Annotated in this window: 22 protein-coding genes; 16 read left to right on the top strand and 6 right to left on the bottom strand. The window is 68.2% G+C overall.

Features of this window, described 5'->3' with window-relative positions; all coding sequences use genetic code 11:
* Positions 1–237: 237 nt before the first annotated feature.
* Entirely contained in the window at positions 238–1,356 is a 1,119-nt protein-coding gene (locus CL52_RS14295) for a branched-chain amino acid ABC transporter substrate-binding protein (protein WP_043221444.1), read from the bottom strand.
* A gap of 199 nt (positions 1,357–1,555) precedes the next feature.
* On the opposite strand from CL52_RS14295, the gene CL52_RS14290 reads away from it, so the two are divergent.
* From CL52_RS14290 to CL52_RS14245, 10 genes are all read left to right on the top strand, one after another.
* The gene (locus tag CL52_RS14290) at positions 1,556–1,867 is read left to right on the top strand and encodes a DUF2288 domain-containing protein (protein WP_043221443.1); all 312 of its coding nucleotides are present in this window, start codon (positions 1,556–1,558) and stop codon (positions 1,865–1,867) included.
* A gap of 99 nt (positions 1,868–1,966) precedes the next feature.
* Entirely contained in the window at positions 1,967–3,379 is a 1,413-nt protein-coding gene (gene atpD / locus CL52_RS14285; protein WP_043221440.1) for a F0F1 ATP synthase subunit beta, read from the top strand.
* Positions 3,376–3,813, top strand: a complete 438-nt coding sequence (locus CL52_RS14280) for a F0F1 ATP synthase subunit epsilon (protein ID WP_043221437.1) — start codon at positions 3,376–3,378, stop codon at positions 3,811–3,813. Before atpD ends, CL52_RS14280 begins: the two co-directional genes overlap by 4 nt.
* A complete protein-coding gene (locus CL52_RS14275; protein WP_043221435.1) occupies positions 3,810–4,094 on the top strand; it encodes an AtpZ/AtpI family protein in 285 nt (94 codons plus the stop codon). The genes CL52_RS14280 and CL52_RS14275 overlap by 4 nt, the downstream gene beginning before the upstream one ends.
* A 10-nt stretch (positions 4,095–4,104) precedes the next feature.
* The gene (locus CL52_RS14270) at positions 4,105–4,371 is read left to right on the top strand and encodes a lipoprotein (RefSeq protein ID WP_043221433.1); all 267 of its coding nucleotides are present in this window, start codon (positions 4,105–4,107) and stop codon (positions 4,369–4,371) included.
* Positions 4,368–5,033 (top strand): F0F1 ATP synthase subunit A, encoded by a 666-nt coding sequence (locus CL52_RS14265; RefSeq protein ID WP_235366371.1) that lies wholly within the window; start codon positions 4,368–4,370, stop codon positions 5,031–5,033. The genes CL52_RS14270 and CL52_RS14265 overlap by 4 nt, the downstream gene beginning before the upstream one ends.
* 22 nt (positions 5,034–5,055) lie before the next feature.
* Positions 5,056–5,304: a F0F1 ATP synthase subunit C gene (locus CL52_RS14260; RefSeq protein WP_041106786.1), complete on the top strand. Its 249-nt coding sequence runs from the start codon at positions 5,056–5,058 to the stop codon at positions 5,302–5,304.
* Positions 5,305–5,311: 7 nt separating this feature from the next.
* Positions 5,312–6,052 (top strand): F0F1 ATP synthase subunit delta, encoded by a 741-nt coding sequence (locus CL52_RS14255; RefSeq protein WP_043221431.1) that lies wholly within the window; start codon positions 5,312–5,314, stop codon positions 6,050–6,052.
* Positions 6,039–7,571: a F0F1 ATP synthase subunit alpha gene (locus tag CL52_RS14250; protein ID WP_043221429.1), complete on the top strand. Its 1,533-nt coding sequence runs from the start codon at positions 6,039–6,041 to the stop codon at positions 7,569–7,571. The genes CL52_RS14255 and CL52_RS14250 overlap by 14 nt, the downstream gene beginning before the upstream one ends.
* The gene (locus CL52_RS14245) at positions 7,568–8,416 is read left to right on the top strand and encodes a F0F1 ATP synthase subunit gamma (protein WP_043221427.1); all 849 of its coding nucleotides are present in this window, start codon (positions 7,568–7,570) and stop codon (positions 8,414–8,416) included. Before CL52_RS14250 ends, CL52_RS14245 begins: the two co-directional genes overlap by 4 nt.
* Before the next feature lie 10 nt (positions 8,417–8,426).
* On the opposite strand, the gene phnE is transcribed toward CL52_RS14245, so the two are convergent.
* Genes phnE through CL52_RS14225 form a run of 4 tightly spaced genes read right to left on the bottom strand, consistent with a single transcriptional unit; the run spans position 8,427 to position 11,669 of the window.
* Positions 8,427–9,194: a phosphonate ABC transporter, permease protein PhnE gene (gene phnE / locus CL52_RS14240; RefSeq protein WP_041106778.1), complete on the bottom strand. Its 768-nt coding sequence runs from the start codon at positions 9,192–9,194 to the stop codon at positions 8,427–8,429.
* Positions 9,191–10,024, bottom strand: a complete 834-nt coding sequence (locus CL52_RS14235) for a PhnE/PtxC family ABC transporter permease (RefSeq protein ID WP_043221425.1) — start codon at positions 10,022–10,024, stop codon at positions 9,191–9,193. The genes phnE and CL52_RS14235 overlap by 4 nt, the downstream gene beginning before the upstream one ends.
* Positions 10,018–10,821 carry a phosphonate ABC transporter ATP-binding protein gene (locus CL52_RS14230; protein WP_043221422.1) on the bottom strand — a complete coding sequence of 268 codons (804 nt, stop codon included), beginning with the start codon at positions 10,819–10,821 and terminating at the stop codon, positions 10,018–10,020. Before CL52_RS14230 ends, CL52_RS14235 begins: the two co-directional genes overlap by 7 nt.
* A complete protein-coding gene (locus CL52_RS14225) occupies positions 10,818–11,669 on the bottom strand; it encodes a putative selenate ABC transporter substrate-binding protein (protein ID WP_043221420.1) in 852 nt (283 codons plus the stop codon). Before CL52_RS14225 ends, CL52_RS14230 begins: the two co-directional genes overlap by 4 nt.
* A 114-nt stretch (positions 11,670–11,783) precedes the next feature.
* Here CL52_RS14225 and CL52_RS14220 point away from each other — a divergent pair, with 114 nt between their 5' ends.
* The 6 genes from CL52_RS14220 to CL52_RS14195 all read left to right on the top strand — a co-directional run bounded on the left by CL52_RS14220 (position 11,784) and on the right by CL52_RS14195 (position 17,688).
* The gene (locus CL52_RS14220) at positions 11,784–12,134 is read left to right on the top strand and encodes a diacylglycerol kinase (RefSeq protein WP_043221418.1); all 351 of its coding nucleotides are present in this window, start codon (positions 11,784–11,786) and stop codon (positions 12,132–12,134) included.
* A 70-nt stretch (positions 12,135–12,204) separates the two neighbouring features.
* The gene (locus tag CL52_RS14215; protein WP_043221416.1) at positions 12,205–13,092 is read left to right on the top strand and encodes an NAD(P)-dependent oxidoreductase; all 888 of its coding nucleotides are present in this window, start codon (positions 12,205–12,207) and stop codon (positions 13,090–13,092) included.
* Entirely contained in the window at positions 13,089–13,871 is a 783-nt protein-coding gene (locus tag CL52_RS14210) for a hydroxypyruvate isomerase family protein (RefSeq protein WP_043221414.1), read from the top strand. The genes CL52_RS14215 and CL52_RS14210 overlap by 4 nt, the downstream gene beginning before the upstream one ends.
* Before the next feature lie 121 nt (positions 13,872–13,992).
* Complete coding sequence (locus CL52_RS14205) at positions 13,993–15,345, top strand: spinster family MFS transporter (RefSeq protein WP_043223215.1); 1,353 nt, start codon at positions 13,993–13,995, stop codon at positions 15,343–15,345.
* 118 nt (positions 15,346–15,463) lie between these two features.
* The gene (locus CL52_RS14200; RefSeq protein WP_043221413.1) at positions 15,464–16,729 is read left to right on the top strand and encodes an Hsp70 family protein; all 1,266 of its coding nucleotides are present in this window, start codon (positions 15,464–15,466) and stop codon (positions 16,727–16,729) included.
* A gap of 56 nt (positions 16,730–16,785) precedes the next feature.
* Positions 16,786–17,688 (top strand): CHAD domain-containing protein, encoded by a 903-nt coding sequence (locus CL52_RS14195; protein ID WP_043221411.1) that lies wholly within the window; start codon positions 16,786–16,788, stop codon positions 17,686–17,688.
* Between the two features lie 63 nt (positions 17,689–17,751).
* On the opposite strand, the gene rapA is transcribed toward CL52_RS14195, so the two are convergent.
* Positions 17,752–20,601: an RNA polymerase-associated protein RapA gene (gene rapA / locus CL52_RS14190; RefSeq protein WP_043221410.1), complete on the bottom strand. Its 2,850-nt coding sequence runs from the start codon at positions 20,599–20,601 to the stop codon at positions 17,752–17,754.
* Positions 20,602–20,740 lie beyond the last annotated feature (139 nt).

The following is a 20,740-nucleotide window of genomic DNA, read 5'->3' as shown; positions in this document are numbered from 1 at the left end:
AGTACCTGGGGCCTCACGGCGGCCGCGCTGCACGCATCGAACACGCAGCGTCTGGCGCTGCGTCACGGCTGTACGATCCCCTGCGGATCACGCACGGCATCGGTTCGAGGCGGGCCCGGGTCGAGGCCGCTCGTTGGGGTCCTGGGTCTGGCAGGGCGGCCCGATGCTTTTGGCGGGGCCGCCGCTAAAACAAAGCCCATACCGTGGCATGGGCTTTGTCGACTGGATGAAGATCCCTTACTTGGCTTCGGTCTTGGTGCCGTCCTGGTGCCACTCGTAGACCACGAAGTTGAAGTTCTTCAGGTCGCCCTTCTCATCGAACTCCAGAGTGCCGGTCGGGGTGTCGAAGCTGTTGCTGCGCAGCGCCTCGGCCACCTTGTCGGTGTCGGTGCTGCCGGCTTTCTCGATCCCTTCAGCGATCACCTGGACCGCGGCGTAGGCGGGGAACACGAACGGGCCGCTCGGATCCTGCTTCTTGGCCTTGAAGGCCTCGACCAGCTGCTGGTTCTTCGGATCCTGGTCGAACGACTTGGGCAGGGTGACGTACATGCCTTCGGAAGCGGGACCGGCGATTGCCGAGATTTCCGAGTTGCCGACGCCCTCCGGCCCCATGAAGCGGACGTTCAGACCCTTTTCCTTGGACTGGCGCAGGAGCAGGCCCAGCTCGGGGTGGTAGCCGCCGTAATAGACGAAGTCCACGCCCTCGCGCTTGAGACGCGCGATCAGCGAGGAGAAGTCGTTGTCGCCGGCGTTGATGCCTTCGAACATCGAGACCTTGACGCCCTTGTCTTCGAGCGTCTGCTTGACGGCGGTGGCGATGCCTTCACCGTACTGCTGCTTGTCGTGGATGACCGCGACGTTCTTCGGCTTGATGTGCTCGGCAATGAAGTTGCCGGCGGTCGGGCCCTGCAGGCTATCCAGGCCGATGGTGCGGAAGATCAGCTGGTAACCGCGCGAAGTGATCTCGGGGCTGGTCGAGGCGGCGGTGATCATCAGGATGCCTTCGTCCTCGTAGATATCGGACGCCGGCTGCGTGGAGCTGGAACACAGGTGGCCGACCACGAATTGCACGCCGTCGTTGACGATCTTGTTTGCCACCGCGACGGCCTGCTTCGGGTCACAGGCGTCGTCGTAGCGAACGCCTTCCAGTTGCTGGCCGTTCACCCCGCCGGCCTTGTTGATCTGCTCGATGGCCATCTCGGCACCGATGAACTGCATGTCGCCATACTGTGCGACCGCACCCGTCACCGGGCCGGCCAAGGCGATGCGGATGGTATCCGCGGCGAGCGAGTAGCTGGCGGCACCGCTCAGGGCCATGGCCAAAAATAGCTTCGACAGACGCTGCTTGTTCTTCATAAGCGCTCCACTTGCATCGTTTTAATTGTTTGATCCTGCGTGTCGCAGAGTCGTTAAGGGGCGAACGTCCCGAAACGGTGCGGCAACTGTACCGGTACAGTGTAGAAGTGTCTTCTACGTTTGCACAGCCGGTTACCGCTTCGCTTGAAGCGACGACGGGCGACGCTATCATTGCGCACTTTTCGCGACGGGTAGCCCCATGAACGACGAAGCAAGCACTCTCTATGCCAAGCTCCTGGGCGAGACGGCGGCAATCAGCTGGCCAGAACTCGAGCCGTTCTTCGCACGCGGGGCTCTACTACGGGTTGCAGGCGAGGCCGACCTGGTAGCCGTGGCAACCGCGGTGGCCGAAGACGATCGAAGCAAGGTCGAAGTCTGGTTGACCAGTGGCGAACTGGCCAAGATGACTGCCGAGCAAGCCATGGACTGGGCCGAGCGTCGGCCGGATCTGTGGGCGGTGGTCGTGGCACCCTGGGTGCTGGTGCAGGAGCGTACCGCCACCGCACCATGATGGTGCCGTGATGGCCTGCGGCGTCGCCGCGCTTGCGGGTTCGCCTGTCCGGTAGTGCACTTTGCTGAGACCCATTGGACCTAGAAGGGGCCAGCGGCGGTGGCAGAAGCACTCGAAGGGCGAATCACGGCGGTGCGTGGCGCGGTGCTCGACGTACGGTTCGAGGGCGGCTTGCCGGCGCTCGGCGAGGCGCTGTCGATCGTGACCGAATCAGCCTCGCTGTTCGCCGAGGTCCAGGCGCACCTCGACGAATCACGTATTCGCGCCATTGCCCTGGGCAACACCGCGGGTCTGCCACGTGGCCTGCCGGTGAGAGCCCTGGGCGGACCGCTGCAGGTGCCGGTCGGTCCCGCCGTCCTGGGGCGCCTGCTGAACGTGCATGGCGAGGTCGGCGACCTCGGTGATCCGCTCGCATCGACGCTGCCGCGGCGGCCGATCCTGCGCCAGCCGCCACCGCTGGCATCGCAACGGGCCAACCGTGAGCTGTTCGCCACCGGAATCAAGGTCATCGACCTGCTCACCCCGCTGGTGCAGGGCGGCAAGGCGGCGATGTTCGGCGGGGCCGGAGTGGGCAAGACGGTCCTGGTCATGGAGCTGATCCACGCCATGGCCGCGCGCTACCAGGGCATCTCGGTGTTTGCCGGCGTCGGCGAACGCTCGCGTGAGGGGCACGAGATGCTGCTCGACATGCGCAGCTCCGGCGTGCTCGACCACACCGTGCTGGTCTACGGGCAGATGAACGAGCCGCCCGGTGCCCGCTGGCGCGTGCCCTTCACCGCGCTGACCATCGCCGAATTCTTCCGCGACGAACGCCGGCAGAACGTACTGCTGCTGATGGACAACGTTTTCCGTTTCGTGCAGGCCGGCGCCGAGGTCTCCGGTCTGCTCGGCCGGCCTCCGTCACGGGTGGGCTATCAGCCGACGCTGGCCGACGAGGTCGCCGAGCTGCAGGAACGCATCGTATCGGTCGATGGCGTGGCGGTGACTGCCATCGAGGCGGTCTACGTCCCGGCCGACGACTTCACCGACCCGGCGGTCAGCGCACTGGCCGCACATGTCGACAGCATGGTCGTGCTGTCACGCAGCATGGCGGCGCAGGGCATGTACCCGGCAGTCGACCCGATCGCCTCGTCGTCGCTGATGCTCGATCCACTGGTGGTAGGGGCCGAGCATGTGCGCATCGCCACCGAGGTGCGCCGCGCCATCGAGCATTACCGCAGCCTGCAGGACGTGATCTCGCTGCTGGGCGTCGAAGAGCTCGGCGTCGACGACCGCCGCATCGTCAACCGCGCACGTCGCCTGCAGCGCTTCCTGACCCAGCCGTTCGCGGTAACCGAGGCCTTTACCGGCATGCCGGGGCATTCGGTGGCGCTGGCCGATACGCTGGCCGGCTGCCGGGCGATTCTCGACGGCGAGTGCGATGACTGGCAGGAGCGCTCGCTGTACATGACCGGCACCCTGGAGGACGCGCGCGCCCGCGAAACGGCCTCGCGCCAGGAGGCGCGCTCATGACCGCGCCGTTGCACCTGCTGCTGACCACGCCACAGCGTGTCCTGATCGACGCCGAGGTGGTGGCGCTGCGGGCCGAGGATGCCAGCGGCGCCTTTGGCATCCTGCCGGGGCATACCGACCTGCTCACGGTGCTGGTGCCGACCGTGCTGCGCTGGCGCCTCGCCGATGGCAGCAGGCATTACTGCGCCGTCAGCGGCGGCGTGCTCAGCCTCAGCGCGGGCGAGCTGCGCATCGCCTGCCGCGAAGCGGTGCTCGGCGAGCGTCTGGAAACGCTGCAGGCGGAGGTGGACAGCGAACGGGAGGCGCGTCGCGAGCGCATGCGCCAGGCCCGCGTCGAGCACCTGCAGCTGCACACCCGCGCGGTACGCCAGCTGGTGCGCTATCTGCGCGCCGGCGAACCGACGCCTTTCACCGAGGATGGGGGCCAATCATGAAGCGACCAGCGTCTTCGGCTGATCGGCTCGGCGACGCGGCGCGGCAAGCGCAGCGGCGGGAGACCCTGGCGCGCGAGGACCCCGAACCCTCCCTGGCGCGGCGACTCGGCCAGGTCGGTCTGCTCGGCTGGATGATCGTCACGCCGTTGCTGCTGGGGCTGCTGGTGGGGCGCTGGCTGGATCGTCTACTCGGCAGCGGGGTGCTGTTCTCGGCGGCCCTGGTGGTCGCCGGTGCGGGGCTCGGCCTGTGGTCGGCCTGGCGCTGGATGCATCGACAATGAGGAGAGGCTGATGCCGACATGGTCGTTCTGGCTGACCGGCGCCGTTGTCGGGTGGCTCACCGGATGGCTGCACTTCTCGGGGCTGGCCTTCAACCTGCGCCTGTTCGGCGAAGGGCGGCTCGCCGCGGCGCTGGCGCTGCAGTGGCTGCGTATCGGGCTCAGCGTGGCCCTGCTGGCCTCACTGATAAACCTGGGATTGGGCGCCTTGTTCGGCGGTTGCCTGGGCCTGCTGCTGGCGCGCTGGCAGCTGATTCGCCGGCGAGGGCCGGCCTCATGATCCATTCACCCCTGACCCATGAAACGCTGTTCTGGATCGGCCCGCTGCCGATCAGCCACGCGGTGGCCGTCACCTGGGCACTGATGGCCCTGCTCGGCGTCGGCAGCTGGTGGCTGACGCGTCGCCTGGCGCTGCATCCGTCGCGCCTGCAGGCCGTGCTCGAGCTGCTGGTGACCACGCTCGACGCGCAGATCAGGGACACCATGCAGGTTGCGGCGGCGGGGCCCTACCGCGGGCTGATCGGCTCGCTGTTCCTGTTCATTCTCGCCGCCAACTGGAGCGAGCTGGTGCCCGGCATCGAGCCGCCGACCGCGAATCTCGAGACCGACACCGCGCTGGCGCTGCTGGTGCTGGTCGCCAGCGTTGGCTACGGCATCGCACGGCGTGGCCTGCGCCGTTACCTGCGTGCCTTTGCCGAGCCCAGCTGGCTGATGGTCCCGCTCAACCTGGTGGAGCAGATCACCCGGACCTTTTCGCTCACCGTGCGGCTGTTCGGCAACGTGATGAGCGGCGTGTTCGTCATCGGCATCGCGCTGTCATTGGCCGGCTTGCTGGTGCCGATTCCTTTCATGGCGCTGGACGTACTGACCGGCGCCATCCAGGCCTACATCTTCAGCGTGCTGGCGATGGTCTTCATTGGCGCCGCGGTCGGCGGCGACTGAACAACCCCCTCGGAGTCTTGCCATGGACAACATGATTCAGATCGTCAGCATTCTTGGCGCCGCCCTGGCGGTGTCCTTTGGTGCCATCGGCCCGGCGCTGGCCGAAGGCAAGGCGGTCGCCGCCACGATGGACGCCATCGCGCGCCAGCCGGAGGCCGCCGGCACGCTCTCGCGAACGTTGTTCGTCGGTCTGGCGATGATCGAAACCATGGCCATCTACTGCCTGGTGATCGCCGTGTTGCTGCTGTTCGCCAACCCCTTCGTGCAGTGAGGCGCGAATGAGCCTGGACTGGTGGACCCTTGGCCTGCAGACGATCAATGTCGTCGTTCTGGTCTGGCTGCTGTCGCGTTTCCTGTTCAAACCGGTCGCGCGGATCATCGCCGAGCGACAACAGGCCGCCGAGCACCTGCTGGCCGAGGCGGACCAGGCGCGCCAGGCAGCCGACGAGACGCGCACGCGGATCGAGGCCGAGCACCAGGCGCTGCAGGCGCAGCGCGACGCCGCCCTGGCGCAGGTCGAGCAGGACGTGCAGCAGGCACGTGAGCAGCTGTTGCAGGCCGCTCGGGCAGAGGCCGACGAGCACCGTCGCCTGGCTGAAGCACAATGGCAGACCCAGCAGGCGCAGGTGCGGCAGACGCTCGAAGCACAGGCTGCGCAGTTGGCCCTGGAAATCGCTGCACGCCTGCTGCAACGCCTGCCGGAGTCGGCGCGTGTGAACGGCTTTATCGAGGGGCTTGCCGAGGCTACCGCGCGCTTGCCCGAAGCGGTGCGCCAGGGCCTGGCGGAGCAGTCGGACGCGCTTGTGCTGCACGCCGCGCGTGCGCTGGACGAAGCCGAGCTGGCGGCCTGCCTCGATGCCCTGACTGGCGTACTCGGGCGCCGACCGACGCTCGAGGTGCGGGTCGATCCGAGCCTCATCGCCGGGCTCGAACTCCAGGGGCGTACTGCGCAGGTGCATAACAGTCTGCGGGCCGATCTCGCCCGGGTGCAGCAGGAGTTGCAGCATGGCGCAGGATGACCTCGATAAGCCGAACGATGGCTGGCTGGCACGCCAGCGGGCAGCGCTGGCCCGGGCGCTGGTCGGCAGCGAGGGTCTCGAGACCGGGCGCGTCGAGCAGGTCGCCGATGGCATCGCCCATGTCAGCGGCCTGCCTAGCGTCCGCCTCGACGAGCTGCTGCGCTTCGCCGATGGCAGCCTCGGCTTCGTCATGAGCCTGGAGGAGGGGCACCTGGCGGCCGTGCTGCTCGATCGTCAGACGACGTTGGCGGCCGGCATGCCCGTCTTCGGTACCGGTCAGGTGCTGCAGGTGCCGGTCGGCCCGGCGCTGCTCGGGCGGGTCGTCGACCCGCTCGGGCGTCCGCTGGACGATCGCGCCGCGCCAGAGACGGCCGACTGGTTGCCGGTCGAGCGACCGGCCCCGGCAATCATCGAGCGAGCCTTGGTCAGCGAGCCGCTCGACACCGGCGTGCTGATCGTCGACGCCCTGTTCGCCATCGGCCGCGGCCAGCGTGAGCTGATCATCGGCGACCGGGCCACGGGCAAGACCTCCCTGGCGCTGGACGCGATCGTCAACCAGAAGCACTCGGACGTGATCTGCGTCTACGTCGCCGTCGGCCAGCGTAGCGCGGCGGTGCAGCAGGCCATCGAAGCCGTGCGCCGGCAGGGTGCGCCGGAGCGCTGCGTGTTCGTCGTCGCCACTGCGGCCGACAGCGCGGGCCTGCAGTGGTTGGCGCCCTTCGCCGGGTTCAGCATTGCTGAGTATTTCCGCGACCGTGGCCAGCATGCGTTGATCGTCATCGACGACCTCAGCAAACATGCCGCCACCCATCGCGAACTGGCCTTGCTGACCCACGCGCCGCCGGGCCGCGAGGCCTTTCCTGGCGATATCTTCTACCTGCACGCGCGCCTGCTCGAACGGGCGGCCCGGCTGTCGCCCGAGCGTGGCGGCGGCTCGCTGACCGCCCTGCCGATCGCTCAGACCGAAGCGGGCAACCTGGCCGCCTACATTCCCACCAACCTCATTTCGATCACTGATGGCCAGATCGTTCTGGACAGCCACCTGGCGGCGGCCAATCAGCGCCCGGCGGTCGAGACCGGCCTGTCGGTCAGCCGGGTCGGCGGCAAGGCGCAGCCCAAGGCGCTGCGTCAGGTGGCCGGGCGCTTGCGCCTGGAGTATTCGCAGTTCCTCGAGCTGGAAATGTTCACCCGCTTCGGCGGTCTGGGCGATGCCCGGGTGCGGCAGCAGATGACCCGCGGCGAGCGGATCCGCGCGCTGCTGGTTCAGCCGCGCTTCACCGCCCTGCGGCGCAGCGATCAGATCGCCTTGCTCGCCGCCCTGGCCGCAGGCACCTTCGATGAGCGCCCGGTCAGCGTGATCGCTCCGCTGCAGCAGCGTCTGCCGGGTTGGCTCGATGCCCATGCGCCGACGTTGCGTGAGACCCTGGAGCAGGGTGGCGAGCTGGACGATGCCGCTCGGCAGCGGCTGGTGCAGACGGTGGCCGCGCTGTGCGACGAGCTGCAGCAGGGTGGGGCATGAGCGGTCGGCTGGGTGAGGTTGCGCGCCACCTCGAGACCACCCGCGAACTCGGGCTGGTGATTGGCGCCATGCGCGCGATCGCTTCGGCGCGCTCGCGCGAGGCGCAGCGCTCGCTGGCGGCGGTACGCGACTACGCGCAGACGCTCGGAATCGCCATCGGTGAGGCGATGGCCTTGCCGCGCGAGCCGGCGGACGAGCTGCCCACGGCAAGGCAGCCGCGGCAGGTGGTCCTGGCGATCTGTGCCGAGCAGGGCTTCGTCGGCGGCTTCGATGCGAGGTTGCTGGAAACCCTGGCCGGTAGCCTGGACGCGGATACCGAGCTCTGGTTGCTGGGCGAGCGCGGGCAGGTCGCAGCGCCCGAGCACCGGCTGGTACCGACGTGGAGCGCGTCCATGGCGGTGCATCTGGACGATGTGCCGGAGCTCGCCACAACTTTGCTCGAGCGCATCTACGCCGGGCTCGATGAGCGGCCGCTGCATTTCAGTCTGCTGCATGCCCAGCCAGGTGAAGCCGGGCCGCCAACCCTGCTGTCACGACGTCTGCTGCCGTTCGACTATGGCCGCTTCCCCCAGGCCGGCCGCGGGTCCGCGCCCTGCACGCACCTGTCGTCGGCGGCGCTGGTGGCCGGTCTGGCTGACGAGTACCTGTTCGCTGAACTGTGCGAAGCGTTGGTGTTGGCCTATGCCGCGGAAAACGAAGCGCGGATGCAGGCGATGATTTCGGCCGAGGGGCATCTGCAGGAGCGCCGCGAGTCTCTGCTCGGCGAATACCGGCGCCTGCGCCAGGACGAGATCACCGAGGAAATCATCGAGCTCACGCCGCGTAGCCCGGCGGGCGGCGGCTGAGCGGCTGGCCTCAGCCGCGGACCCAGCGCATGCGCATCCAGCCACTGGTGGCATCGACGACCAGGACCATCATCAGCATCGCGAGGATGACGGTCGAGGCCTGGGCTTCCTGGAACAGGCTGAGGCTCATGTAGAGCATCTGCCCCAGGCCGCCGGCGCCGACGAAGCCCAGCACGCTGGCCATGCGGATATTGTTTTCCCAGCGGTACAGCGAGTAGGCCACCAATTGCGGCCAGAGAGACGGCAGCGTGCCGTAGCAGAACGCTGCGATGCGGTCGCTACCGGCCAGGCGCAGCGCCTCGGTCGGCGCCGCCGGGGTATTTTCCAGCGCCTCGGCGAATAGACGCCCGAGCACGCCGGTGGTGTGCAGCGCCAGCGCCAGCGTCCCCGCGTTCGGTCCTAGCCCGGCGGCCAGTACCATCAGCGCGGCCCAGACCAGCTCCGGAATCGCCCGTAGCGCATTGAGCAGCAGGCGGGCGCCGGCCTGGGCGGGCAGGCCGAAGCGCCCCGCGGCTGGCAGTGCCAGGGCCAGCCCCAGCAGGGCCGCGAGCAGTGTGCCGATGGCCGACATCGCCAGGGTTTCCAGCGCGGCGAAGCCGATGGCACGCAGGTGTGGCGCGGAGAAATCCGGTTGCAGGAAACGTGCAGCGTATTCGCCCATCGCGCCCAGCCCGTCGCGGCTGAGCAGGGCACCGGCGTCCAGTTGCAGGAAGGCAAAGGCGGCAACCACGGCGGCAAGCAGGCCGAGCGGCAGCAGCAGGCGCGACAGTCGGTTCATGCGTAGCGCCCCCGCAACAGGCGGCTGAGCACGTCGGCCAGCAGCACGAGGAGCAGAAAGGTCAGCAGCATGCTCGCCACTTCTCCGCCGGCGAACATGCGCATCGACAAATCCATCTGCTGGCCCAGCCCGCCGGCGCCGACGAAGCCCATGACCACCGAGGCACGCACGGCGCACTCCCAGCGGTACACCGAGTAGGAGAGCATCTCGCCGGCCGCCTGTGGCAGGACACCGTAGGCAAAGGCCTGCAGGCGCGAACTGCCTGCGCCGAGCAGCGCGCGGGCCGGGCCGGCATCGACCGACTCGAAAATCTCTGCGTAGACCTTGCCCAGCATTCCCGCATAGGTGATGGCGATGGCCAGCACGCCGGCCGTTGGCCCGAGGCCCACCGCGCGGACGAAGAGCAGGGCCCAGACGATTTCCGGCACGCTACGCAGGACGATCAGCAGCACGCGCACCGGCCAGCGCAGCGCGGAGGCCCACCAATGCGGCCGTCCGCCATGGATCAGCGCCGACAGCGACAAGGCTCGGGTGGCGACCAGTGCCGCCGGCAGCGCGATCAGCAGGGCCAGGCTCATGCCAGCGGTGGCGATCGCCAGGGTTTCCAGTGTGGCCTGCAGCAGCAGGGCAAGAAACTCGGAACCATGCTCCGGCGGCCAGAAGGCCGAGAGGAAGCCACCCATGGTTTCGGCGTTGCTGCCGTCGAAGAGCACGCCAAGGTCCAGCTCGCTCAGCCGGATGCCTGGCCACAGCAGCGCGAGCACGACGAGCGTCAGCAGCAGGCGCGGCAGCGCCGCCGGGTCGCGGGGCGGGGCAGCGGCTGTCAGCATCGCGGGATATGCACGCTCTGGCCAACGGGCGCCACGCTCGGCGGCCGGGGCGAGAGCTGCTCGTTGGCGTAGAGCGCTTCGAGCTCGGCTGCACTGACCGCCTCGGCGGCCTTGTCGAAGGCGATGCGCCCGTCACGCACGCCGATCACGCGTGGAAAGTGCGCCAGGGCCAGCTCCACGGCGTGCAGGCTGGCCAGCAGCGTCGCCTGGCGCGCCTGCGCTTCCTGCGTGAGCAGCTCCAGCGAGTGGGCCGCCAGCACCGGGTCCATCGCCGAAACCGGCTCGTCGGCGAGGATCAGCTCCGGCGCCTGGTACAGCACCCGGGCGATGCCCACGCGCTGCAGCTGGCCGCCGGAAAGCTGGTCGCAGCGCTGGAACAGCTTGTCCTGCAAGTCCAGGCGCGCCAGGGCCTGGCGTGCACCCTGCGGGTCCAGCGGGTAGACGAGGCTCAGCAGGCTGCGCGGCAGGGACCACTGGCCAAGCCGGCCGGCCAGTACGGCAGTGACCACACGCTGGCGGGGTGGCAGCGGCGGCGCCTGGTGGATCAGGCCGATGCGGCTGCGCAATTGCTGCCGCGCCCTGGTCGACAGCTGCCAGGGCGCCTGGCCGAGCACTTCGACCTGCCCGGCTGCAGGGCGCAGATGGCTGGCCAGCAGGCGCAACAGCGTGGTCTTGCCGGCGCCCGAGGGGCCGATGATGGCGATTCGTTCGCCCTGGGTGACCTGCAGGTCGAGGTCGTGCAGGGCCGCCTGGCCGTTGGCGTGGCGATAGGCCACGCCGGACAGGCGCAATGTCACTTCAGCAGGCCGGCCGCGCGCGCAGCCTCCTCGATGCCTTCGTAGTTTTCCGGCTTGGTCTCGATGAAGCGCGAGGCGGCCTGCAGGTCGAGAATCGCCTTGTGCTCCGGGTTGGCCGGGTCGAGGGCGAGGAAGGCTGCCTTGATCTTTTCGGTCAGCGCCGGGTCGAGGGTGCCGCGCACCGTCCAGTTGTAGTCGTAGTAGGTCGGGGTGGTGCCGATTACGCGGACCTTGCTGGTATCGACCTTGCCAGCGGCGACCAGCTTGTCCCACACCGAGGCGTTGAGCACGCCACCGTCGGCCTTGCCGGCCTGTACCCAGGCTGCAGTGGCGTCATGCGCGCCAGAGTAGGCGATGCGCTTGAAGAATTTCTCCGGCTCGATACCGTCCTTGAGCATGAAGTAGCGCGGCATCAGGCTGCCAGACGTCGAGGAGACCGAGCCGAACGCAAAGGTCTTGCCTTCCAGGTCCTTGAGCGTTTTCACCTCGGGGTCGGCAGTGATGAACTTGCTGGTGAACTGCTCGTCCTGCTCGCGCTGGACCAGCGGGATGGCATTGCCGGTCTTCAGGCGCGCCTGGACGAAGGTGAAACCACCGAGCCAGGCCATGTCCAGCCGATCCGAAGCCAGCGCCTCGACGACCGCGGCATAGTCGGAGACCGGGGTGAACTTCACCGGCATGCCCAGCTCTTTTTCGAGGTATTCACCCAGTGGCTTGAACTTGCGGATCAGTTCGGTGGGGGCTTCGTCGGGAATCGCGGAAACCCGCAGGGTTTCGGCAGCATGGATGGCGGTGACGGACAGGGACAGGGCAAGGCCGGCGACGGCTGCCAGGGTGCGCTTGAGCATGGGGTTCTCCGGTTCAATAGCGGAAAAAGCGGCGCGATTATAGGCGCCGCAGCCGGCGCTGCCCAGCGGCGGCTAGACTCGCTGGGTAGCATTGGCGGGTTCGAGGAGTCGAGCATGAAAGGACTTCCCTTCGGCAGGCGTTTCGGCTTCGCCCTGCAGGGCCTGCGGCAGGCCGTGCGCGGCGAGCGCAGCCTGCGCAGTCACCTGTTGGCGGCGGCTGCCGTGCTTTTGCTGCTGTTGCTCACGCGGCCCGCGGCGATCTGGTGGGCCGTGCTGTCGCTGGCCGTTGGCCTGGTACTGGTGGCCGAGTTGCTCAACAGTGCGCTCGAAGGGTTGCTCGACCACCTGCATCCGGCGCGCCACCCGGCGGTCGGCGCGGTGAAGGATATCGCCGCCGGTGCGGTGCTGGTCGCCAGCCTCGTCGCGCTGCTGGTCGGCGTGGCCTTTCTCGGCTCGCTCCTGTAACGGTGGCGCTTGGCGCGCATGCCGGGGCCGGCGCTAGAATCGGCGATTCGTCGAATCGAGGAGTCTGAGCATGTCCGAGCTGCCAACCCTGGGCTTTGCCGGTATCGGCCTGATGGGCCTGCCGATGTGTCGCCGTCTGCTGGCGGCGGGCTATCGGCTGAAGGTCTGGAACCGCACGCCGGACAAGTGCGCACCGCTGGTCGAACTGGGTGCCGAGCGCGTCGATACGCCGGCCGAACTCTGTGCCAACACCGACATCGTGCTGCTGTGCCTGGCTGATACCCAGGTGGTGCGCGACGTGGTGTTCGGCCCGCGGGGCATCGCCGAGGGCGCGCGCAAGGGCCAGCTGCTGGTCGACCATTCCAGCCTGGAGCCGGCCGCCACCCGCGACATGGCCGCCGAGCTGGCGTTTCGCTGTGGCACCCATTGGGTCGATGCCCCGGTATCCGGCGGGACGGCCGGGGCCGAGGCGGGCAGTCTGGCGATCATGGCCGGCGGGCGTGCCGAGGATATCGAGCGGGTACGTCCGGTGCTGATGCACCTGGGCCAGCGGCTGACGCACATGGGCGATGTCGGTGCCGGGCAGGTGAGCAAGGTGTGCAACCAGATGATCGTTGCCTGCAATGCGCTGGTGATCGCCGAGGTCGTGGCGCTGGCCGAGCGCGCCGGGGTCGATGCCGGCCTGCTGGCACCGGCGCTGGCCGGCGGCTTTGCCGATTCGAAGCCGCTGCAGATCCTCGCCCCGCAGATGGCGGCGAGCGCGTTCGAACCGGTGAAGTGGCACGTGCGCACGCTGCTCAAGGACCTGGACACCGCCGTCAAGCTGTCGCGCGAGCAGGGCTCGTCGACACCGATGAGTGGGTTGGCCGCGCAACTGATGCGCCTGCACGGCAGCCAGGGCAATCTTGCGCGCGACCCGGCGACGCTGGTCGAACTGTTCCGGGAGGCCCAGGCATGAAGATCGCAGCCAACCTGTCGCTGTTGTTCACCGAACTGCCGCTGGCCGAGCGTGTGCTGGCCGCCCGGGTCGCCGGCTTCGACGGCGTGGAAATCCAGTTCCCCTATGAGCTGCCGGCCGTGCTGCTCAAGGGCCTGCTCGACCGCGCCGACCTGCCGCTGATCCTGATCAATCTGCCGGCCGGCGACCTGATGAGCGGCGGCCCGGGCCTGGCCGCAGTGCCGGAGCGCCAGGAAGCCTTCGACCAGGCGCTGCAGGCGGCGGCCACCTATGCGGCGATGGTCCGCCCGGCCTTCATCAACGTGCTGCCGGGCCGGCTGGCCGAGGGCGTCGAGCGCGAGGCGGCGTTGGCGACGCTCGAACGCAACCTGTGGAAGACCGCCGAGGCGTTCGACATTCTCGGCATCGGTGTGCTCTGCGAGGCGATCAACCCGCTGGATATGCCGGGCTTTCTGATCAACACCGCCGACGAGCTGGTCGAGCTGCTCGAGCGGGTCGATCATCCCAATTGCCAGGCGCAGCTCGACTTCTATCACATGGCGCGCCAGGGGCTCGATCTGCCGACCTGCATCGCGCGGCTGGCCGGGCGCCTGGGCCACGTGCAGTTCGCCGATTGCCCCGGGCGCGGCGCGCCGGGTAGCGGCACGCTGGACTTCGTCGCTGCCCGCGAAGCACTGGTGAGCAGCGGCTATCAGGGCTGGCTGGGCGCCGAATATCGACCCGGCGAAGCCGGCACCGAGGCGAGCCTCGGCTGGCTCGAGCAATGGCGCAGTCGCTGAGGCATTGCCGGGCATAAGCCCGGCTGATGGTGACAGACAACCCGAAGAGCAGACTCTAGAGTCACGGTCGAGTCCCGGCTGGCGTGTGGCCGGCACCTATAACAACAATGAGACCGACAACATGCAGCCTTCGACCCAAGCCGCGAACGCCTGGCGCGTCCTGTTCCTGCTGTTTCTCGCCAACCTGTTCAACTTCTTCGATCGCACCATTCCGGCGATCATCACCGAGCCGATCCGCCTGGAGTGGAACCTCAACGACTTCCAGCTCGGCCTGATCGGCACCGCGTTCACCATCATCTATGCAATCGCCGGCGTCCCCCTGGGACGCATGGCCGACAGCGGTTCGCGGCGCAAGATCATGGGCTGGGGCCTTACGGTGTGGAGCGGGCTGACGGCGGTCAATGGGCTGGCCTGGAATTTCTGGAGTTTCCTCCTGATCCGCATGGGCATCGGCGTCGGCGAGGCCAGTTACGCGCCGGCAGCCAACTCGCTGATCGGCGACCTGTTTCCGGCGCACAAGCGCGCCCGTGCCATGGGCATCTTCATGCTCGGGCTGCCGCTGGGGCTGCTGCTGGCCTTCTTCACCATCGGCTTGATGGTCGAAGCCTTTGGCAGCTGGCGCGCACCGTTCTTCATCGCGGCGGTGCCCGGGCTGGTACTGGCGCTGTTCCTGTTCTTCATCCGCGAACCCGAGCGTGGCGCGGCGGAAAGCGTGAAGGTGGCGCAGACGCCGGTGGAAAACCCGGTGCGCAAGGTCCTGGCGATCCCCACGTTCTGGTGGCTGGTGCTCGCCGGGCTGGCGTTCAACTTCGCCACCTATGCCTGCAACGCCTTCATGGTGCCGCTGCTGATGCGCTATTTCGGCGCGCCGCTGGTGCAGGCCTCGGTGGCTACCGGGGTGATCGTCGGGCTCACCGGGCTGATCGGCCTGACCTTTGGCGGCTGGGTGGCCGATCGCATCCACGCGCGCTTCGAGCGTGGCCGTCTGCTGTTCGCCGCGGCGAGCATGGTCGTCGCGACGCTGGCCACCGGCTATGCGCTGTTGGCCGGGCGCGTCGAACTCGGCGTCTTCGTCGCGGTGTTCAGCGTGGGTTGGTTGTTCTCGTACAACTTCTATACCTGCGTCTATACGGCGATTCAGGACGTGGTAGAGCCGCGCCTGCGGGCCACGGCCATGGCGCTGTTCTTTGCCGGGCTGTACCTGCTCGGTGGCGGCATGGGCACGGTGGTGGTGGGGTTGCTGTCCGACCATTTCGCCGAGGCGGCGATGCTGGCCGCCGGGGCCGGCGCGATGAGCGAGGCATTCCGCGCCATTGGTCTGCACGATGCGATGTATCTGATTCCGGCGACGCTGCTGATGACCATGGTCTTTCTGCTCATGGCCTCGCGCAGCTTCAGCCGCGACGCGGCGCGGATGACCGCCGGCATGGCCGCGCGCGAGGCCGAGGCCACCGGCCAGGCTGTGCCCGCCTGAGGATGAGCCGGAAGGCTGCCGGCGCGTGCCGGGGCCATCCGCCGGGCGGGCGAGGTTCGGCCTGCAATGGCGCCGGGGCTGACGTAAACTGCGCGGCCCTTTCGATCCGGACCCGTTCATGCAGCCAGCAGTACCCGCCCGCGCCTGTGGCATCGACTTCGGCACCTCCAACTCCACCGTCGGCTGGTGGCGCCCCGGGCAGGACCCGCTGATCGCCCTCGAGGGCGAGGAGCCAACCCTGCCCTCGGTAGTGTTCTTCAACCTGGAAGAGCGCCGCCCGGTCTATGGCCGCCAGGCGCTGGCCGAATACCTCGAAGGCTACGAAGGTCGCCTGATGCGCTCGCTCAAGAGCCTGCTGGGCTCCAAGTTGCTCAAGAGCGAGACCACCGTGCTCGGCAGCGCCATGCCGTTCCGCGACATCCTCGGGCTGTTCCTCGGCACGCTGAAGACACGCGCCGAGACCGTCGCCGGGCGTTCGTTCGAGCAGGTGGTGCTGGGCCGCCCGGTATTCTTCGTCGACGACGATCCGCAGGCTGACCGCGAGGCGACCGAGATGCTCGAGGCCGCCGCCCGCAAGCTCGGCTTCAGTGAGGTTTCCTTCCAGTTCGAGCCCATTGCCGCGGCCTTTGACTACGAATCACGCATCAGCCGCGAGGAGCGCGTGCTGATCGTCGACATCGGCGGCGGTACCTCGGACTTCTCGCTGGTGCGCCTGTCGCCCGAGCGCCGCGTGCTGGACGACCGTCAGGCCGACATCCTCGCCACCGGCGGCGTGCACATCGGCGGCACCGACTTCGACAAGCAGCTCAGCCTGGCCGGCGTGATGCCGCTGTTCGGCTACGGCAGCCGGATGAAGAGCGACGCGCCGATGCCCACCAGCACGCACCTCAACCTCGCCACCTGGCACACCATCAATGCGGTCTATGCCCCGGCTTCGCAGCGTGCGCTGCAGAGCATGCGCTACGACATCGTCGACCCCACCGGCATCGATCGCCTGTTCAGCCTGATCGAGCAGCGCGCCGGGCACTGGCTGGCGATGCAGGTCGAGCAGGGCAAGATCGAGCTGACCGAAGCCGAGCGGCATGTCATCGACTTCGCCCGCATCGAACCGCAGCTGCAGGCCGAACTCCGCCGGGATGACTTCGATACGGCGATCGAACCGCTGCTCGAGCGCATCGGTCGCAGTATCGACGAGTTGCTGCTGGCGGCGGGTCTTGCGCGGGACGGGGTCGACACCGTGTTCTTCACCGGCGGCTCGAGTGCGGTACCGGCACTGCGACGCTGCGTCGCGAGCCGCCTGCCCGGAGCCCGCCAGGTCGAGGGCAACCGCTTTGGCAGTATCGGCAGCGGTTTGGCGATCGAGGCGCACAAGCGCTACGGTTAAGCGGGCCGGCTCGTCCGGCTGCCAGGTCCACCTATAGCCGGGAGAGGTTCTACGCCATGGCCTACCGTATCAACCCCAGACGCAAGGCATCGCGTCAGGTCCGCAAGGCGGCGCTCGACCGTATCAGTGCGGCCTTGCAGGCCCTGGCGCTGCCGGCCGAGCGGCGTGCCGAGGGCGTGCACCAGGCGCGCAAGCGCTTCAAGGAATTGCGCGCACTGCTGCGCCTGGTGCGCGAACCGCTGGGCAAGTCGTTCACCCGGTTCAACCTGGCGGTGCGCGATCTCGGCCGTGCCTTGGCCGAGTCGCGCGATGCGGCGGCCATGCTGGAGAGCTGGGACGCCCTGGCCAAGGAGCATCATGCGACCTTTGCCACCGAATCCTTCCGCCAGGTGCGCCACCGCCTCGAGGGCCGTGCGAAGGCGTCAGCCGGGCAGGCGGATGACTGGGCCGCGCACCTGGCTGAGGTGCAGGCGCAGTTGCAGGCACTGGCCGGCGAGATCGAGCGCTGGTCGCTGGAAGGCAAGGGGTTTGCGTTGCTGCAGCCGGGCCTCGCCCGTACCTATCGCGACGGCCGGCGCGACCTGGCGCTGGCGCGTCGCGAGCCAAGCGACGAGCGCCTTCACGAGTGGCGCAAGCGGGTCAAGGATCAGTGGTATCACAGCCAGTTGCTGACGCCGCTCTGGCCAGACGCCTTCGACTTTCGCAGCGGCCAGCTCAAGCGCCTGTCCGATGCGCTGGGCGACGACCACGACCTGGCGATGATGCTGGCGTTGCTGCAGGCCGATCCCGAGCTGTTCGGCTCGGCAGCGACGCGCGAGCGCCTGCTGCGCCTGATCGACAAGCGCCGGGCGGCGCTGCAGGCCGAGGCATTCACCCTCGGTGCGCGACTCTACGCGGAAAAGCCCGGCGCGCTCACCCAGCGCTGGCAGCGCTACTGGCGGATCGCGCGGGCCGGGTAGCACGGGCCTGGCGGCGTCCGCCTCGGGCGGAAACAGCGAGGCGCCGGCCCGGTGTTGCTGGCGTCAGCCAGCCACCAGCACGCGAATGGCCTCCAGGCGCAGGGCGGCCTTCTCCAGCATCGCCAGGCCGTCCTCTCGCTGGCGGCGCAGGGCTTCGATCTCGCTGTCGCGCACGCTCGGGTTGACCGCCTGCAGGGCGATCAGGCGCGCCAGCTCTTCGTCCAGTTCGGCGGTCAGGCGTTGCTGGGCCTCGGCGACGCGGGCGGCATGGCGCGGCGCAACCCTGGCTTCGGCCGCATTGATCTGCGCACCCAGCTGGTCGCGCTGAGCCTGGACGAACTTGTTGGCGCTCGAGCGCGGCACGCTTTCGAGCTGGTCGTTGAGGGTGTCGAAGGCGACCTTGGCCGCCAGGTCGTTGCCATTGGCATCGAGCAGGCAGCGCAGCGCCATCGGCGGCAGAAAGCGCGACAGCTGCAGCGCACGCGGAGCCACCACTTCGCTGACATAGAGCAACTCGAGCAGAACGGTGCCGGGCTTGAGGGCCTTGTTCTTGATCAGCGCCACGGCGGTATTGCCCATCGAGCCGGACAGCACCAGATCCATGCCGCCGCGGACCATCGGATGCTCCCAGGTGAGGAACTGCATGTCTTCGCGTGCCAGGGCCTGCTGGCGGTCGTAGGTGACCGTCACGGCCTCGTCGTCGCCCAGCGGGAAGCTGGCATCGAGCATCTTCTCGCTCGGGCGCAGCACCAGGGCGTTCTCGGAATGGTCCTCGCTGTCGATACCAAAGGCATCGAAGAGCTTTTCCATATAGATCGGCAGGGCGAACTGGTCGTCCTGCTCGGCAATGGCTTCGACCAGCGCGGCGCCTTTGTCGCCACCGGCCGAATTCAGCTCCAGCAGGCGGTCGCGGCCCTTGTGCAGCTCGCCCTCGAGTCGCTCGCGCTCGCCGCGGGCGGCATCGATCAGTGCCCCGAAGGCCTCGTCATCGTTGGCCTCCAGCTGATCCAGCAGCTGCGCGCCGAACTGGTGTTGCAGGGCATTGCCGGTCGGGCAGGTGGCCAGGAAGGCGTTGAGCGCGTCGTGGTACCAGCGGAACAGGCGCTCCTGGGGGCTGGTTTCCAGATAGGGGACGTGCAGCTGAATGGTGTGCTTCTGGCCGATCCGGTCGAGGCGGCCGATGCGCTGTTCGAGCAAATCCGGGTGGGCCGGCAGGTCGAACAGCACCAGGTGATGGGCGAACTGGAAGTTGCGTCCCTCGGAGCCGATTTCCGAGCAGATCAGCACCTGCGCGCCGAATTCCTCGTCGGCGAAGTAGGCGGCGGCGCGGTCGCGCTCGAGAATGCTCATGCCCTCGTGGAACACCGTGGCCGGGATGCCGGAGCGTACGCGCAGGGCATCTTCGAGATCGAGTGCGGTCTCGGCATGGGCGCAGATGACCAGCACCTTGTACTTCTTCAGCATTTTCAGGGTGTCGATCAGCCATTCGACCCGCGGATCGAACTGCCACCAGCGGTTCTGCTCGTCGCCCGGTTCCTGCTGGCTCTGGAACGAGACCTCCGGATAGAGCTCGGCCTGTTCGCCGACAGGCAGCTCGAGGTATTCGACCGGGCAGGGCAGCGGGTAGGGATGCAGCTGGCGCTCGGGGAAGCCCTTGACCGCGGCGCGCGTGTTGCGGAACAGCAGGCGGCCGGTGCCGTGGCGGTCGAGCAGCTCGCGCACCAGCCGGTTGCTGGCCTCGATGTCGCCATCGGTGACGGCGGCCAGCAGCGCTTCGCCTTCGCTGCCGAGAAATTCGTGGATGGTCTGGTGCGATTTCATCGACAGCCGGCCTTCGTCGAGCAGCTCCTGCACGGCTTCGGCCACGGGCTGATAGTGGTTGCTCTCGGCGCGGAAGGCCTCCAGGTCGTGGAAGCGGTTCGGGTCGAGCAGGCGCAGCCGCGCGAAGTGGCTGTCCAGGCCCAGTTGTTCGGGGGTGGCGGTGAGCAGCAGTACGCCGGGGATGACCTCGGCCAATTGCTCGACCAGGCGGTACTCGGGGCTCGCGCCCTCCGGGTGCCAGACCAGATGGTGTGCCTCGTCGACCACCAGCAGGTCCCAGCCGGCGGCAAAGGCCGCATCCTGGGCGCGCTCGTCGCCCTTGAGCCACTCCAGCGAGACGAGCGCCAGCTGGGCGTCCTCGAACGGGTTGCTGGCATCGCTCTCGATGAAGCGCTCGGCGTCGAACAGGGCGACGTCGAGGTTGAAGCGTCGACGCATCTCTACCAGCCACTGGTGCTGGAGGTTTTCCGGCACCAGGATCAGCACCCGGCTGGCGCGGCCGGAGAGCAGCTGGCGATGGATGACCAGGCCGGCCTCGATGGTTTTGCCCAGGCCCACCTCGTCGGCCAGCAGCACGCGTGGAGCGATGCGGTCGGCAACCTCGCGGGCGATGTGCAGCTGGTGCGCGATGGGCTGTGCACGGGCGCCGCCGAGGCCCCAGAGCGACGACTGCAGCTGTGCGCTCTGATGCTGCAGGGTGTGATAGCGCAGGGAGAACCAGGCCAGCGGGTCGATCTGGCCGGCGAAGAGGCGGTCGCTGGCCAGGCGGAACTGGATGAAGTTCGACAGCTGGGTTTCCGGCAGGGTGCGGGCTTCGTTGTGTGCGGTCAGGCCGTGGTAGACCAGCAGGCCGTCGACGTCGTCGACCTCGCGCACGGTCATCTTCCAGCCTTCGAAGTGGGTGATCTCGTCGCCGGGGACGAAGCGCACGCGCGTCAGCGGGGCGCTGCGCACCGCGTATTGGCGGGTTTCGCCGGTCGCTGGATAGAGCACGGTGAGCATGCGTCCATCCTGTGTGAGGATGGTGCCGAGACCCAGTTCCGCTTCGCTGTCGCTGATCCAGCGTTGTCCCGGTAGATACTGCTGCGCCATGCTGCCTCCCGCTGTCGAAAAAAGCCGGCTATGTTAACGGAACGCCGCAGCGAGAGCGACGCCGATGCCGCTGCCAGGCGTCAGTGTAGCGGGCGCGGTCCGGCACGTTGCGCCAACGGCGACGAACAAGAGGAATCAA

The organism is Stutzerimonas balearica DSM 6083 (assembly GCF_000818015.1).
In the GTDB taxonomy this organism is placed as follows: Bacteria; Pseudomonadota; Gammaproteobacteria; order Pseudomonadales; family Pseudomonadaceae; genus Stutzerimonas; species Stutzerimonas balearica.
The sequence above is the reverse complement of the archived record's forward strand: the minus strand, read 5'-3'. Positions and strand labels throughout refer to the sequence as shown.